The 15,529-nt window shown below is 46.1% G+C and carries 16 protein-coding genes; 5 read left to right on the top strand and 11 right to left on the bottom strand.

The window, feature by feature from the left end; translation table 11 throughout:
- Positions 1–86 precede the first annotated feature (86 nt).
- From EPO18_RS12100 to EPO18_RS12080, 5 genes are all read left to right on the top strand, one after another.
- On the top strand, positions 87–401 hold the full coding sequence (locus EPO18_RS12100) for a type II toxin-antitoxin system TacA family antitoxin (protein WP_292433630.1): 315 nt from the start codon (positions 87–89) through the stop codon (positions 399–401).
- Positions 370–840 carry a GNAT family N-acetyltransferase gene (locus EPO18_RS12095; protein ID WP_292433629.1) on the top strand — a complete coding sequence of 157 codons (471 nt, stop codon included), beginning with the start codon at positions 370–372 and terminating at the stop codon, positions 838–840. The genes EPO18_RS12100 and EPO18_RS12095 overlap by 32 nt, the downstream gene beginning before the upstream one ends.
- A gap of 293 nt (positions 841–1,133) precedes the next feature.
- Positions 1,134–4,535, top strand: coding sequence for a hypothetical protein (locus EPO18_RS12090; protein WP_292433628.1), 3,402 nt, complete (start codon positions 1,134–1,136; stop codon positions 4,533–4,535).
- Positions 4,536–4,548: 13 nt separating this feature from the next.
- The gene (locus EPO18_RS12085; RefSeq protein WP_292433627.1) at positions 4,549–5,031 is read left to right on the top strand and encodes a response regulator; all 483 of its coding nucleotides are present in this window, start codon (positions 4,549–4,551) and stop codon (positions 5,029–5,031) included.
- The gene (locus EPO18_RS12080; protein WP_292433626.1) at positions 5,028–6,251 is read left to right on the top strand and encodes a 5'-methylthioadenosine/S-adenosylhomocysteine nucleosidase family protein; all 1,224 of its coding nucleotides are present in this window, start codon (positions 5,028–5,030) and stop codon (positions 6,249–6,251) included. The genes EPO18_RS12085 and EPO18_RS12080 overlap by 4 nt, the downstream gene beginning before the upstream one ends.
- 88 nt (positions 6,252–6,339) lie before the next feature.
- On the opposite strand, the gene EPO18_RS12075 is transcribed toward EPO18_RS12080, so the two are convergent.
- The 11 genes from EPO18_RS12075 to EPO18_RS12025 form a co-directional block, all read right to left on the bottom strand.
- The gene (locus tag EPO18_RS12075; RefSeq protein ID WP_292433625.1) at positions 6,340–6,621 is read right to left on the bottom strand and encodes a type II toxin-antitoxin system RelE family toxin; all 282 of its coding nucleotides are present in this window, start codon (positions 6,619–6,621) and stop codon (positions 6,340–6,342) included.
- The gene (locus EPO18_RS12070; RefSeq protein ID WP_292433624.1) at positions 6,593–6,790 is read right to left on the bottom strand and encodes a hypothetical protein; all 198 of its coding nucleotides are present in this window, start codon (positions 6,788–6,790) and stop codon (positions 6,593–6,595) included. The genes EPO18_RS12075 and EPO18_RS12070 overlap by 29 nt, the downstream gene beginning before the upstream one ends.
- Before the next feature lie 330 nt (positions 6,791–7,120).
- The gene (locus tag EPO18_RS12065) at positions 7,121–8,734 is read right to left on the bottom strand and encodes a HAMP domain-containing sensor histidine kinase (protein WP_292433623.1); all 1,614 of its coding nucleotides are present in this window, start codon (positions 8,732–8,734) and stop codon (positions 7,121–7,123) included.
- Positions 8,725–9,417: a response regulator transcription factor gene (locus EPO18_RS12060; RefSeq protein ID WP_292433622.1), complete on the bottom strand. Its 693-nt coding sequence runs from the start codon at positions 9,415–9,417 to the stop codon at positions 8,725–8,727. Before EPO18_RS12060 ends, EPO18_RS12065 begins: the two co-directional genes overlap by 10 nt.
- A 150-nt stretch (positions 9,418–9,567) precedes the next feature.
- Positions 9,568–10,068, bottom strand: coding sequence for a M23 family metallopeptidase (locus EPO18_RS12055; RefSeq protein ID WP_292433621.1), 501 nt, complete (start codon positions 10,066–10,068; stop codon positions 9,568–9,570).
- Between the two features lie 11 nt (positions 10,069–10,079).
- A complete protein-coding gene (creD, locus tag EPO18_RS12050) occupies positions 10,080–11,450 on the bottom strand; it encodes a cell envelope integrity protein CreD (RefSeq protein WP_292433620.1) in 1,371 nt (456 codons plus the stop codon).
- Between the two features lie 275 nt (positions 11,451–11,725).
- The gene (locus tag EPO18_RS12045; RefSeq protein ID WP_292433619.1) at positions 11,726–11,905 is read right to left on the bottom strand and encodes a hypothetical protein; all 180 of its coding nucleotides are present in this window, start codon (positions 11,903–11,905) and stop codon (positions 11,726–11,728) included.
- Between the two features lie 136 nt (positions 11,906–12,041).
- A complete protein-coding gene (locus tag EPO18_RS12040) occupies positions 12,042–12,386 on the bottom strand; it encodes a hypothetical protein (RefSeq protein ID WP_292433618.1) in 345 nt (114 codons plus the stop codon).
- 300 nt (positions 12,387–12,686) lie between these two features.
- On the bottom strand, positions 12,687–14,765 hold the full coding sequence (gene pnp, locus EPO18_RS12035) for a polyribonucleotide nucleotidyltransferase (protein ID WP_292433617.1): 2,079 nt from the start codon (positions 14,763–14,765) through the stop codon (positions 12,687–12,689).
- 99 nt (positions 14,766–14,864) lie between these two features.
- Entirely contained in the window at positions 14,865–15,134 is a 270-nt protein-coding gene (rpsO, locus tag EPO18_RS12030) for a 30S ribosomal protein S15 (RefSeq protein WP_292433616.1), read from the bottom strand.
- 145 nt (positions 15,135–15,279) lie between these two features.
- A partial coding sequence (locus EPO18_RS12025; RefSeq protein WP_292433615.1) for a tRNA pseudouridine(55) synthase TruB occupies positions 15,280–15,529 on the bottom strand: 250 nt, incomplete at its 5' end.

The following is a 15,529-nucleotide window of genomic DNA, read 5'->3' as shown; positions in this document are numbered from 1 at the left end:
GAGTACCGCCTTTGCCATTGAAATTAGATGGCGCCAAAATGACAACAACGATATACTTTACGCTCAATACCATGTAGGAGGAGGTGATGATGGGAACCACCATTGTCAAACAAGACCGTATCGGTGCTCGAGTACCCCATGAAGTCTATGAAACATTGTGCCGCGCCGCAGAACTAACAGGTTCCACAGTCAATCAGTTTCTAGTGCAGTCGGCACTGAAAGAAGCTCAAGTTGTTATCGAGAGAGAGGAAGTTATCCGGCTGTCTCCGCGAGACTGGAGCTGGCTGCTCGACCTGATAGAAAACCCGCCCGAGCCCAATTCCAAATTAGAAGCGGCTATGAAGCGCTACGATAAGGCGAAGCGAGACGATGCAGATACAGCCTTTAACTGGGAACCATGACAGGCAGGACTTCGACTGCGGCCGCCAGGAACTAAACGACTGGCTGCTGCGGGTCGCACGCCAACACCAGGAAAAGGGCTTATCGAAGACTTTCGTTGCGACCTGCGAGCAAACGCCGGAGCGCATCTGCGGCTATTATGCGTTAACGCTCGCCGAGCTCGAAAACCGCCACCTGCCCGAGGCCAGTCGCAAGAAACTGCCGCGGCGTATTCCGGGTGTACGGCTAGGACGTCTGGCTGTCGATCAACAATATCATGGCAAAGGCCTCGGCGAGTTGCTATTAGTCGATGCCCTGACCCGTGCCCGGCGAATCTATACTGAGGCGGGCGGTATCGGCCTGTTCGTCGATGCGATAGATGAACAGGCGGCAGGTTATTACTTACGTTTCGGGTTCAAGGAAGTTCCTGATAATCCGTTGTTGCTGTTTTTGTCGGCGTAAGAAGTGCGGTAGAATGAACAAAATCATGCAAAAACCAAGACTTTTATGTTGTGCTATATTGCATTCTACCCAACCTACAGCACTGTCCCACGTTTTTATAATCTCGCAGTATTACACGATGAAATACGGTGTATGCATATATCTAGCAAGGGTATTGCATGCCCAATCCGAATTGTTCCTAAAACTGTCTTGCTTGAAAAAAATTGAGAGGATGTCCTTTGCCTTCTAAAGCTTTCATTGAACAAAAAAACAAATTTCGTGGGCTTGTTTCAGACTATAGATCACGAGGGTTTGTGAAAGATCGTAAATCCTCTCCTTCTTGTCGATTTCGTTCGAGACTACGCGACTTGCTGCTTGATACACGGATTGCCATACATCAATCTCAGTTTGATGATTTTTTAAGTTGGATGAATCATCAGATGGAAGTGCAAATAGAAGGCATTTCGCAAGTGCCAATTGGTTATGATGAGTTAGCGGGGATTTATACTAAAGCACCTGTAGCATCATTAGAGTCCGAACTTCTTTGGATCACGGCTCGAATCAAGGCTAATGCGGCTCTATATAAAGATTTTCGGCTAAAAGCTGAAGAATTGGAGCGTCTTGTATTCACAGGTAAATTCAATGCGGCAATTGAAGCTCTAAAGCACATAGAACTTGTTTTCGGTGTTTCTCTTTGGTCTGTCCAGCTTCGCATTGCCCTTGAACATCAAGCTGGCGGTCTTGAACAACAAAAACGATACACTGCTGAAGTTCGAGGTATATACAAAAATGGCCTACTCCGTTTCGTGGCATATCACACCAGTGTGAGAAACGAAGATAGATCAACTCTCGCAAAATTTTGCGATGACATCAAGGTTCGAATTGACAGGCATCAGTATTATGATCCATCTGTTAAGACCTATGCTCGTTACCGTTTGGCAGGTGAATGGTCAGTCTCTGAATCGGGATTAGCCGACATTCTCCGTGTTGAGCAAAGCCACTCTAGTATTGATGTTTACGAGACTTTCGTCGCGGTTGCTCAGGAAATCTCCCGCCGCGATAATCTTCATAAAGCTCATAAAGTACTGGCGAAATGTTTACATGACCTCACCCATATCACTGATTTTCGCTTAGCAAAAATCGCACGGGTGTTGGGTGGAAGTGATTTCCCTGTAAAGTTTAGTCCTCGGAGAACAGAAATATCCGATGCGTTGTTCATTGGTAATGCACGGCTTGCAGCACAAATTGCACGGCGAACTTTAAGAGCGCCATACGGCATTGATCTGTGGCAGTTCATATACGCAGGACTAGCCTTCGCTCACACCACCCGTCCCCGAGAAAGAGAATTTCATCGTCCAAACGATATTTCGTGGCTTATTAGCAGAGTTTTGTGCCGATGTGATATTTCAGATGATTCATTTGGACTGTTGGGGAAGCTTGCTATTAACCTATATGGACTTCCTACCGCAGCAGGACTTACCGATTTGCTACCGCTACTTCGCCGGTCACGACCTGATGACCCTTGGCAACCTTGGCTGATAAGTATGAACAGCCCGACAATTGGCGTGGAAGATTTAGTCCCGAATACAACCCTATCAAATCTTACTATCCAGACAGAAAGTTGTAGTGTGAGTCCAACAGGTTCCGCTTGGCAGTCATTCCAGCATGTTGAATATGTTTCCACCAACGTGAGCCAAACAGCTCCCATATTATTTACCGTTGCTTGTCTACTACGTGAAGGACAATATCAACAGGTAGTTGATATTATCGGTACTCAAAATCCTAATCTGGAATCAGAGCCGCTCAGATCGATAGCCTCTTCAATGTTGCTACACGCCTACTTTTGTTTAGGCGATAGACAAAACGTTATTACGCTAATTGCTCATGAAGGGGCTTGCAGTGAGTCTAACTGCCGATTACTTCCTATTCTCCCCACGTTTGAACATTACACTTGGTCTGACTATAAAGCCGTGTCAACACCTCTTGCGACACCAATAGCATTGCACCTTTTATGGAGTAAAAATGAGGACAACGAGATTGCATCACGCCTCCGCTTCGCTACTGGGGCAGTTTTCAAAACACATGGGGTAACACGCCCTTCAGAGTTAGTTGATTTAGCTGATGGATTTCAGAAGCAGCAGCTTATTTATTTTTTAAGAGATGTGTGTGTCCCTAACATTCTTGACAGCTGTAGGATTTTAAAAAGCTCGCGTGAGGTGATGGAGGAGCGACAAGCTGTTTGTGCAGCTCTACGCGATATCGATCCTATCAACTCCGACGCCTATCAAAATGAGGTGATATGGATTTCAAACCAGTTGGCACTTGATGAGGGGCAACGAATTATTGACCGTACCCGCATTTATGTAGACACCGAAGCATTATCACGATGGGCGACCAGAGAATTATCCGAAGACTATGCCCGCTACCGTGATCTTTTGGAGGTAAATGTTGGCACGATTCAGAATTTTGACGATGTTCTAAAGGAAATTGCGATGGCGGCATCGTCTCAGCGTTCTACCTTTACACCAGAAAACGAGGCGGACGCTGTACTTGTCAGTATGTTACATCGCTTGAGTGAGGAGTTCTTGAATAATCCTAGTTTCGGTTTCGACTTCTACCTGAGCAAGCGTGTTAGGCATCAGTCGTTTACAGGTCTGATACGAAGCCCACTAGAAACAACCCATATAATTACTACACGCGAGTCGGAATCTGGTAGCTATCATCGTAACGAGTTCTGGCTAGAAAAGCTTGTCTGTAGCAATTCAGAAGCAAAAGAAGCTTTAAACGATGCATTCTCAAAATTTGCGGCTAATTTCGATGACACACTAACCAATGCAAAAAATAGTTTCCATGTGAATTCTCTTGAACGACCTAGCGGTCTATTAAATCTGGAACTTACCCCTCAACTGATTTCCATTGTGCGTGCAATCGATCAGATCGACACCACACTGCCAGACTTTATTGATACCGCCATTGCAGTGATTTGGGCTGCGATCGAACCATCACTAAATAAGGTTAGGTGCTTTATTTCAGATGACTTGAAGACAAAAATTACGGAAGGTTTTGATGAACTTCGTGCAACCGTGCGAAGACATGTAGAGCAAGATTCAGCTTCCCTAGAATTTGACATACAGATCGGCAATTGTTCAACCGAAGTTCAACACAAGCTTGATGATGCAGCAAAATGGTTTTTACATGCCGATTTAGAAGCTCAAAAACGACTTTTTAAGCTTGAACAGATAGTTAATATCGCCATTGATTCCGCACTTAAATGCCAACGAGCTTTTGAGCCTGACATTGAACCTCCTTATGTCGATGGCGACCTTGAGATGCAAGCAAGTAGCCTTGTTTTCGTTCATGATGTGCTATTTATAGCTTTGGACAACGTGAGAGCCCATTCGGGGCTTAAAAAGCCGAAGGTAAAAGTGAATGTTCAAGCAAATATCGAAAACGGTACGCTTACAATCAAAGTACTAAGTGATTCTAAAGTGCAGAATCGTGCGATGCATGATGAAGAGCTTCGCAGAATCCAAAAACTTATCGATATAGGCAACTTCGGGCGGCACACACGCCGAGAGGGGGGAAGCGGCTTTTTAAAACTAGCCGCAGTAGTTCTACGTCAGTCTTCTAAAGGGCAGATAGACTTTGGTTTCACTGACACAGGTCAGTTTCAATTGTCGGTAGTTTATTCGATGATCGTGCAAACACCAGATTAACAGGAAAACTATCGTGAATAGCATCCACATTTTATTAGTCGAAGACGAGGCGCCGAAACGCACTCATATCGAACGATTCCTGACAAGCCTAAGCCCAGGCTTAATCATTACTACTGCGCAGTCAGTCAATTCGGCGCTTGATGCGCTTGAAAAAAAATTACCTGACTTGCTCCTACTCGATATGTCATTGCCAACCTTCGATATTGGGGAACGTGAGAGCGGTGGTAGACCCCAAGGCTTCGGAGGTATCGAAATACTGCGCCATATGACGATGACCGAAATTATCTGCCCAACTATAGTGATAACAGGCTATGAAGCCTTCCTGAGAGAAGCGGGTAATCCTGTTGATCTTTCACAACTGCGTGCTGAATGGGAAAAAGAATTCCCTCTGTGTCTCAAGGGAGTGCTGCACTACAACTCAACTTACGACGAATGGAAAACTGAATTAAGAAAAGCACTGGCTGATTTTGATATTCATAAGGAAACAAGTAAATGAAAATATTGATAGCCGATGATCAGGCATCTCGTTATAAGCGTTTCATTGATGCACTCGCAGGTATTGGTGTGGAGTGTGATAGCGTCAACATTGAATCCAGTGCGAAGGGAGCGCGGGATCGTCTCCAAGAAACTTATTATGACCTACTTATCCTCGACATCTTGTTGCCACTTCGACCAGAGAGCGAGCCAGAAATTCAATCCTCGCTTGACCTACTTTTCGAATTACACGAAGGTAATGAATACCATAAACCTGGGCGTATTCTTGGTATTACGGCTGACAAGGAAATTGCGGGGGACGCAACGACACACTTTGAAAAGCAGACTTGGACTGTCGTTGAATTCTCAGAAAGCAGTGACGAATGGATAAACCGAACAATTAACTGTGTCAGCTATATCTTAAACGAAGAAAAGAAAATCACTACAGAACAGCCTAGTTATGGGGTTGATCTGGCGATTATTTGCGCACTCGAAAAGCCAGAGCTGGAAGAGGTTCTTAAACTTCCGTGGAATTGGTCATCTCCACGACCTCTTGATGATATAACCTTTGTTCGGGATGGCTATTTTGAAGTAGATCAACGCAAAATTACCATCTGCGCTACCTTCGCACCACGTATGGGAATGATTTCAACTGCTTTACAAAGTGCGACTCTTATTTCCCAGCTTCGACCTCGTTTAATTGCTATGTGCGGCATCTGTGCAGGAGTAAAAGGCAAAGTAAATTACGGCGATGTACTTCTCGCTGATCCAGCTTGGGATTTTCAAAGCGGGAAAAGGAATCGCGATAAAGAAAATTCACAATTCTCAATTGCACCAGATCAATTACACCCATCTGAGAAGGTGCGGACGCACGTTCAACAAATATGTGGAGACCGCGAAGCACTGACGAAAATCGCCTCCAATTATCCTAATGCGCCAGTAGTTCCAAAAATCGTTATCGGTCCAGTCGCATCAGGTTCTGCGGTACTTGCTGATGGAGAGGTTATTAATGAAATCAAAATTCAACATCGCGGGCTAGTGGGTGTAGAGATGGAAATTTACGGAATGTATGCTGCTGCCCATAGAGCGTCAAAACCCCAGCCTCAGCCGTTCGCACTCAAGGCTGTTTGCGATTTTGCCGATTCTGGTAAAGATGACGATTATCAACAATATGCGGCTTATACCAGCGCAAATGTACTTCGCCTGTTGATGGAACGGTTTGGTTCTAGGTTACTTGATTAAGCACAAATCCCCCGCATTCCGTAAACTTCATCCGGGCTACTTGCTAACCGTCGGGCGTGGATTAAAACGATTAGCCTCCTGCTGAAGTTTAAAGTTTATCGTAAATGTCGCTACGATGACCAAGGCTTAACACTAAGACTTTAAGCTCTTGGTCATCAATGGCGTAAACAATGCGGTAATCCCCTACCCTAACACGATTATAATCGGTATTGCCTTGAAGCTTGATCGAGCCATAGGGACGCGGGTTATCAACCAAAATTAGAAAAGCGGCGAATAAGCGCTTCTGGATGTCTTTGGGCAATCTGGCAAATTGCTTTTCAGCATGGGGTTTAAGGATGGCTTTATAAGTCATATTTGGCTTTGAGCTCATCAAGCGAGATTTCACCTGCTTGCGATAAGGCAAGGTCGGCTTGCTGTATATCCAGCTTGTCGCACATATAACGCTCTATTAGCAGATCAAGGAATGTCTGAATGGTTAACCCTGATTCAGTAGCGGCCTGACGGATTCGTTGCTCTGTAGTAGGTTCAAGAGTAATCATAAGGACGGTCTCCTGTTTGTTTAAGCTGTAATTAGTATATCAAAAAATAGAATCTCTCGGCCTAACCGCCGGGGATGGCTTATCACCTATCGCTTTTCTTAAATAGCACGTCATACCGGCATGGACTGCCGGTATCTAGGACACATGGATGTGATCTGAGCCTTGCCATCCCTGGCTTCTGGATTCCGGCAATCCCTGCCGGAACGACGTATTGGATATTCTCGTTAAACTGATAGGTGTTAAGCTGGGGATGGATTGAAACTTTACGGTTAATACGATTGACATCATATTGAAAATTTTAGATATGAAAAATCCAAACCATTAGCAGCTTTACAGCAATACTGGCTTATTCAACCGACTTAGCGGCAAACTCAGTACAAACAAAGCGCCCTGCTCGCTTTGCGCCAGTTCAATCTTGCCTCCGTAGGCTTTCAACAATGAAAGCGTGATTTCCAATCCCAAGCCTGTACCGCCGGCATTTCTGCGCGTGGTAAAAAACGGGGTGAATATCTTGTTGCGGTTGGCGGGTGAAACCCCGGTGCCATTGTCATGCAAGCTGAGTTGCAAGGTGTTTTCATAAAATTCGGCGCTTATTTCCAGCTGGCTTGCCGCGTGTTGCAAGCTGTTTTCGAACAGGTTGATAAGCACCATTTCCAGCGCATCCGGGGCAATCGCCAATATTGTTTCGGGTAGATCGGTGTAACTGAGTTGCAAGCCGCGCTCTGAATAACGGTTTTGCAGTGCGTCAAGCACAGCATGCAGATTGCTATGCTGGCGGCTCGGTTCCAACGCGTCGGCACGGGCGAGTTCCAGCAGGCGATTAACCAACTGCCTGAGACGTTGGGTATCGGCTAAGATATTGTCGATAAAGCGCTGGCGCTGTTCTGCGGGCATGGTGTCCGGATGATCCTGCAACAATTCCAGCGCGCCTTGCATAGAAGTCAGCGGGGTTTTGAATTCATGCGAAACATGACTCGCAAAACGCCGAATATAATCGGTACGTTCGGCCAAGGCTTGCGACATGCCGGCAAAGCTTTCCGAGAGCTGGGCGATTTCGTAGGTGACTGGGTTTTTCAATGGTTCGAGCAGTTTTTGCTCGCCTTGTTTGATGCGTTCCGTCTGTTGAATCAGTTCACGAATGGGACGCGAAATAGTGGCCGACACCAACAGTACCAGCGCCACGACCAAGCCCAGCAGACAGATAAAGGCAATGAACACCTTTTTCCTGACTGCGAACAAATGCTTGAGAATATTATCCGGCGTGCGCGATAGATAAATGACACCTTGCAGGTGCCGGTTTTCAAGCACCGGAAAGGCGACAAACACCCGAATATAGGTTCCCCGGCTCATTGAATGCAAAGGCGGCGGCGGTTCATCGGAAATACGTTGCCGGATAGCCCCGGCATAATGTCCATCTAAGGCGCGCCGGACTTCAGGAATGTCTGCAAGCGATAGCCCAACTTCCTCACGCCCGGCAATCACCGTGCCGTTAATATCCAGCAATCGCATACCGGACAATGTTATGTGTTGGGTATCCAGCATCACCTGACGCATCAATACGCCGATATGTTGTGCCAGTTCATCGGCTGGAATCTGCGTAGGCTGTGCTTCGGGACGTGACGGTTCAATCGGGTTAATCAGACTCAATGTCGGGACGACGGGGTCGTAAGTATTGCTTTCCGGCGGCAGCGAGGTCAGCATCTTCCCGTAGATGTTTTTATCATGATGAAGGTTACGCACAAGTTGACGAAAACTCGCAGACAGCACCGCGGATTGTGAGATTAATTCCCGCTCGGTTTGCTGCACCAGTTCATTTTCATAAATACGGAAGAAATACAGTCCGCCCAGCGGTAATCCCAACACCATTAACATCACAATCAGCAATATGTTCCTGAGCCGAAACAGACGCCGATTTAGAACCGGCAGTTGGTCATTTATTGGCATGAGGCGAGCTTGTAACCGACGCCATGAACGGTTTCTATCACCGCCTCGCAACCTGCATCGCCCAGTTTCTGGCGAATGTGGCGGATATGGCTGTCGATGGTGCGGTCGCTGACGTAGACATTGTTGGAATAGGCGCTGTTCATAATTGTGTCGCGGCTAAAAACGCGATTGGGCTGGCGCATTAAAAGCAGCAACATCGCAAACTCCGTGGCCGTAAGGCTGATAATTTGGTCATTCCAGCTGATAACGTGCTGCTCAACCTGCATGCACAGTTTGCCGTGTTGCAGGCTGTTGGTTTCAATGGCGGTTTTGGGCGCGGCATTGATACGTTTGAGTATAACGTTGATGCGCGCGACCAGTTCACGCGGGCTGAAAGGCTTGGTGACATAATCATCACCGCCGATTTCCAAGCCCAGTATCCGGTCGATTTCGTCGTCGCGCGAGGACAGGAATAAAATCGGCACTTCGGAGGTTTTGCGGATTTCCCGGCAGACTTCCAATCCGTCAAACTCCGGCATGTTGATGTCCAATACGATCAGGTCAGCGGCCGATGCGCTAAATTGTTGCAATGCCTGCCGCCCGTCTTCTGCAAGCGTGACTTGCATACCCGCTTTTTCCAATGCAAAGCTGATTACCTCGCGGATGTGGGCGTCGTCATCAACTATCAGGATATGTTTGTTCATGGTTTAGTGATTACTGGGTGCTGCAATTATTTTTGTTATTTACTGATGCTCGCATTTCGCGACAAACATGCGTTATGCAAAGACCTTCCAGGTTTTTAAAACCTGGAAGGTCTAACTCGCAATGTTCTCAACAGGCGAGACGGATAACTATCAGGTTAAAAGCGCACCGGGATCAAGGTAAAAGATTTTATTCCAAGCCTGCGCTTTACTGGCATCGTATTGCCAAAATAATGGCAACAAACTCCGTACAGCAAAGTGCAAATGCGGAGGTTTTCCTTTGGCATTACCGGTACTGCCAACTGCCCCGATAATATCACCCGTGCTGACCTGCCGTAAAATGCCGGTATCTATTCTCTGCAAGTGCGCATAGTAATAAAAACGCCATTTCGGTCCCAACACCAGTACGATATTACCGCCCATGTCATTAAAACCAGTATAAACCACCACGCCATTGGTCGCCGCCAACACAGCGGCGCCTTCCTTGGCGAAAATATCGATACCTTTATGTGTCCCGGAACGTCCCCAGGGCGAATACCAAAAGGATGCCGGGTTCCAGTCCGTAGTGCTTGCGCCTGCAACTGGAATTATATGATTCGCCGGAATCACATAACCGACGGTAACGATTAACAATAAAAAAACTGTTTTTTTCATGGTCTTGAATTTCATTTTTGCACACCCACCGGCGCATCCCCCTGCCCTGTCAGTTCATACCAATCAAAATGACGGGTCGCCAGCATTAACCCGGCAAGCACGATAAACAGCAATAAACTTCCCATTAGCAAGGCGCTTTCTTCAGCTTGAAGAATAACGTACAACGATACATATAATATCGATAAGCCGGCTCCAAGTATCAATCCCAGCTTGCGGCTGCGTAAAATCGCGCCGAAATAAAATGTCAGCAAAGCTGTACTACAGAGTGCTGCGACCCCGTAAGCAAGCAGAAATTGAATATGTTCCGAGAGCGAAATCAGTAACAAATAAAATACTAACAAAGCCATGCCGACAAGGGTGTACTGAATCGGATGAACGCGCACTTTCTTCAGTAACTCAAACAAAATCAACGCGACAAAAGTCAAAATAATGAACAGCTCGGCGTACTTGATGCTGCGTTCGGATTGCTGATAAACATCCACCGGCTGAATCAGGTCAAAACCGACAGCGCGTTCCATTAAACTTGAACACTCGCCCTTGCGGCACCGCTCCACCGCGTTGCTCACGTCATAAGAAAATGACGAGGCCCGCCACTGTGCGGTAAATCCTTTATCGGTGATGTCGCGCTGTTCAGGAAGCAAGTCGCCGGTAAAGCTCGGATGAGGCCAGTTAGCCGCCAACTGCACACTGGTATTATCCGACAATAATGCAAAGTTTATCGAACGCATGCCGTGCAATTCCATATCGAAAGCGAACGATATTCGGGTCTCCTGTTCCAGAGACAGATCCGGTACAGCGACATGCATTCCCGCAACCGTTCCCGGCAAATTGCCGCCCGGTTGAAAAGCGAACTTTTCTCCATTCCAGTTCAGGACTGGCGGTGTTGCTATCCCGCGCTGGTCACACACCAATACCGATATTTGCGGTTTGTCCCAGCGAATTTTATAGTCTTTATTCTTGGCAATCAGGTCGAGTATGGGTTGGGTACTGAATTCTCCGGTCACCTGCAAAGCGTTGGTATAAACCGGTACGCCATAAATGCCCCGATAACGTAATGAGCTTTCCAGTTTGCTATCGATATTCAACTGCTTGGGAATGATGTATAAAACATCATGCACCGTCATTTCCTTGATGATTTCCGTTTCTTTTTTGTCTGCGCCGATAATCTTTTCTTTGGCGTTGTAAGTAAAATAGTAAGGAATGGAAAGAACCGGCCCAGCAATAGTTTGGCTACCCGGCCAACTTTGCTCGATACTTTGGTAGGCTTGCTGCCGCCAACCTACGCGTTCGCCTACCAAATCCATCATAAAAGATTGCGGCAGCATCAAACATAAAATCAGGAAAAAAATAATGCCTAGCTTGATATAAAAACGTTGTTTCATGACTCGTGACTCCTTTGGTTTATGGTCACGATACAATCTACGCAGTTGATATGCAGATACGGCAAAGAGAATGCGGAAAATTAATGCGGCGGATGTGCAGATTTAGTGCAGTAATTTGTATTCTATGCAATTACCCTTACGAACTGAATTTAAGTAATGAAAAAACGGCTACTTTAACAAGCGACAGAACCGCCGAAGATTTTCAGGAAACCGTGCAGCGGTATAAGGCTTACTTATCCAAGTTAATCAGCTCTCTGACTGGTATCGTATAAGCTTTATTTACTATTTACTGGTATCAGGAAAGATCCAACCGCGTAAGCAACTGCATCTTTAATGGTATCAAATGACTTGTCCAGAGTGTCGCCATTACTCACGTCTTTGATGACATGATGCCCGTCATCATTCAACACTATTTCAATTTTCGTTAATTTTGGCAATTCTTTAACTATTTTCATTATTATCTCCTTGATTTATTAATTTTACGTAATATTCACTTATATCCGGCTTGCCGCAAACCGGATGCCCATCCTCTATGCCACCGTCATAGAACTTAAAACTGATTAGATAATTGACGGCTACCGCTAATCCACTCTACCAATCACCATATCTGCCATGATCTTCAATGAATTTACTCATCCCTGTCAATTCACTGGTTATTTCAAAACAGAATACTTCAGGCTGCCCTGCTTTTGATTCAAATCCTTCAACCGCAACTTCAAATTCTGTCGCTTCCTGTATTAAATTGTCATCTTCATCATACTCGGCGTTAACTCCATAGCAATCGCCGTAAACGCCCATAATAAGGTTTTCGTAAACAGCTAAATAACGATCATTATCTGACGGATAATCCTCATCAGACGTCCATGCAGCAAATGGCGTTTGATGTAACTTAGCGAAATTTTTCGCTATTTGTATTTTTTGACTGTCGCTAATCATTTCTATTTACTATGGTAATTTAAAAATAACACCATGAAGACACGAACGACTGCACGGATGCAGGAGGTAGAGCAATGCATGGAGCAATTGCCGAGAACACGAAGTTTTTACCTTAGTTTTCCTTTGTATCTTTGGTGAATTAACCAATCTGTTTACATTGAATATATGCATAAGGATACGTTCCACTTACTCGACCACGGGACTATACGGATAAACGAAAAAAGGGATTGCGACGAATCGCAATCCCTTTTTTACCCCTTATGCCACCCTTTTTGTTAAGAGCGGCAAACAAAGCTTGGGTTATTCCGCTTCGACTTCCTTCATGCTCAATCTAACTCTGCCTTGACGGTCAATTTCGAGCACTTTAACTCTGACCACATCGCCTTCATTGAGTTTGTCGCTGACTTTATCGACACGTTCATCTGAAATTTGCGAAATATGAACTAAACCGTCTTTACCGGGAAGTATGGTAACGAAAGCGCCGAAGTCCATTAATCTGACTACTTTGCCTTCGTAGGTTTTGCCGACTTCAACTTCGGCGGTGATTTCTTCGATTAGACGGCGCGCTTCTTCGCCAGCCGCTTTATCGACGGATGCCACTTTAACGATGCCGTCATCGGTCAAATCAACGCTGGCGCCGGTTTGTTCGGTAATGCTGCGGATAGTTGCGCCGCCTTTACCGATAACTTCACGGATTTTGGCCGGATCGATTTTAAAAGTGATGATACGCGGCGCGAAGTCGGACATTTCTTCACGCGTGGTGGACAGTGCTTTGTTCATTTCGCCCAGAATATGCAGACGGCCAGCCTTTGCTTGATCCAGAGCTGTCTTCATGATTTCTGCAGTAATGCCATCTATTTTGATGTCCATTTGCAGCGCGGTAATGCCATCTACTGAACCGGCAACTTTGAAATCCATATCGCCCAGATGATCTTCATCACCCATAATATCGGACAATACCGCAAAGTTGTCGCCTTCTTTAATCAAACCCATCGCGATACCGGCAACGGGGGATTTAATCGGCACACCGGCATCCATTAACGCCAAGCTGCTGCCGCAGACAGAAGCCATGGAGCTTGAGCCGTTGGATTCAGTGATTTCGGAAACCACGCGGATGGTGTACGGGAATTCATCCATATTAGGCAATACGGCGGCAACGCCGCGTTTCGCCAAACGGCCATGACCGATTTCACGGCGTTTTGGTGAACCGACAAAACCGGTTTCGCCAACGCTGTACGGAGGAAAGTTGTAATGCAGCATGAACGGCTCTTTGTACTCGCCGGCTAATGCATCAATGATTTGAGCATCGCGTTGGGTACCCAGCGTTGCAACGACTAAAGCTTGAGTTTCGCCACGGGTAAATAATGCCGATCCGTGGGTTCTAGGCAGTACGCCGGTTCTGATCGTAATCGGTCTGATCTTGTCTAAATCGCGTCCATCGATACGTTTGCTTTCGTTAAGGATAGCGTTACGAACGATGCGGTATTCAAGGTGTTCGATAATGCCGCGTATGGCGCTTTCCGCATACTCGCCTTCTGCAGTCAGTTTTTCAACGACGGCATTTCTGATGTCTTTCAACAGCTCCTGTCTGACCAGTTTTTCCGCAACTTGATAGGCGGATTTAATGCCCGCTTCAACTTCTGCCGTTACCAGTTTTTTAAGTTCCGCATTAACTTCAGGAGCTACCCATTCAACCACGCCTTTGCCCGCAGCAGCTGCAAACTCGTTAATCGCGTTAATCGCGGCTTGCATTTGTTGGTGACCGAATAAAACCGCACCGAGCATGACTTCTTCGGACAAGTTGTCCGCTTCAGACTCAACCATTAATACGGCATGTGCTGTTCCGGCAACAACCAACTCCAGTTGCGATTCTTTTAATGCGGCAGGGCTTGGATTTAATAAATAGCCGCCGTCTTTATAACCGACCGTCGCTGCGCCTACCGGGCCGTTAAAAGGCAAACCTGACACTGCCAAAGCAGCAGAGGCGCCCAATAAAGCAGGAATTTCGGGATTAACTTCAGGATTCAACGATATGACGGTTGCGATAATCTGAACTTCGTCGGTATAGCCCTCAGGAAAAAGAGGACGGATAGGCCGATCAATCAGCCGGGAAGTTAAAGTTTCTTGTTCACTGGGACGGCCTTCTCTCTTAAAAAAACCGCCCGGTATTTTACCGGCTGCGTAGGCTTTTTCTTGATAGTTAACAGTCAACGGAAAAAAGTCGCCGCCATTTGCCAATTTTTTGCCGACAACGGTAACTAACAATGTTGTACCATCTACATCGATCATTACAGCGCCGTCCGCTTGACGCGCTACTTCACCAGTTTCTAATTTAACGAGTCGATCGCCGTACTGAAATTCTTTCCTGATAGGATTCACTATAAGGTTCCTTTGCGAGGTTGGTTAATTGTTGTTCGGTCCATGAAGTGTTAAAACAAAAACGGCACAAGAGATATGTGCCGTTTTTTTTTGCGCTGTTTATTTGCGCAATCCCAGACGATCAATCAATGAACGGTAACGAGTTACGTCCTTGTTTTTTAAATAATCCAGCAACTTACGACGCTGATTAACCATGCGCAACAGTCCACGACGTGAGTGGTTGTCTTTTTTGTGTTCTGCAAAGTGCGGTGTTAAGTGAGTGATATGGGCTGTCAATAAAGCAATCTGTACTTCAGGTGAACCTGTGTCGGTTTCTGATAAACGATACTCTTCTACGACCGCTTTTTTTTGTTCTGCTGTGAATGGCATTTGTAATCCCTATTTAGATTAAAAATTAAAAATAAAGCCGTCAATTGGCGACTTGCTAAGTACACTGATTCCACGATAGGGTGTAGAAACAGGTGTATTCTTTCTGTCCGAGCGCATAGCTCAAACAGTATGTATCAAAAAGGCGCTAGGCGATGCATTGAGCAGTTGCCGAGACCGGCCCGTTGCTCATATTGAACAACTTTTTCGGCGCTAGTTTACCATCCCTTAGCATTTCTCCCAAGCCTAAAAATACCGCATCATTATACATTCGCACCGTTCCTTGCAGCCTTTCCGAGCTTCCGCTGAGATCATCGACAAGCGAAAGGTTGAGCGACTGGCCGTGCTTTATGCAAATTGCCTGTTCATTGGACAATCGAATAGCGGGTAGCGCTTCC

The organism is Methylobacter sp., assembly GCF_004322395.1.
Classification (GTDB): Bacteria; Pseudomonadota; Gammaproteobacteria; order Methylococcales; family Methylomonadaceae; genus Methylobacter_A.
This window is presented reverse-complemented; position numbering and strand designations above follow the sequence as displayed.

Coding starts and splice junctions, on each gene's coding strand:
- rpsO (WP_292433616.1), bottom strand. CDS start 15,134: ATGCCATTCACAGCAGAACAAAAAAAAGCGGTCGTAGAAGAGTATCGT.
- EPO18_RS12040 (WP_292433618.1), bottom strand. CDS start 12,386: ATGATTAGCGACAGTCAAAAAATACAAATAGCGAAAAATTTCGCTAAG.
- EPO18_RS12095 (WP_292433629.1), top strand. CDS start 370: ATGCAGATACAGCCTTTAACTGGGAACCATGACAGGCAGGACTTCGAC.
- EPO18_RS12065 (WP_292433623.1), bottom strand. CDS start 8,734: ATGCCAATAAATGACCAACTGCCGGTTCTAAATCGGCGTCTGTTTCGG.
- EPO18_RS12070 (WP_292433624.1), bottom strand. CDS start 6,790: ATGATTACTCTTGAACCTACTACAGAGCAACGAATCCGTCAGGCCGCT.
- creD (WP_292433620.1), bottom strand. CDS start 11,450: ATGAAACAACGTTTTTATATCAAGCTAGGCATTATTTTTTTCCTGATT.
- EPO18_RS12060 (WP_292433622.1), bottom strand. CDS start 9,417: ATGAACAAACATATCCTGATAGTTGATGACGACGCCCACATCCGCGAG.
- EPO18_RS12100 (WP_292433630.1), top strand. CDS start 87: ATGATGGGAACCACCATTGTCAAACAAGACCGTATCGGTGCTCGAGTA.
- EPO18_RS12055 (WP_292433621.1), bottom strand. CDS start 10,068: ATGAAAAAAACAGTTTTTTTATTGTTAATCGTTACCGTCGGTTATGTG.
- EPO18_RS12075 (WP_292433625.1), bottom strand. CDS start 6,621: ATGAGCTCAAAGCCAAATATGACTTATAAAGCCATCCTTAAACCCCAT.
- EPO18_RS12045 (WP_292433619.1), bottom strand. CDS start 11,905: ATGAAAATAGTTAAAGAATTGCCAAAATTAACGAAAATTGAAATAGTG.
- EPO18_RS12080 (WP_292433626.1), top strand. CDS start 5,028: ATGAAAATATTGATAGCCGATGATCAGGCATCTCGTTATAAGCGTTTC.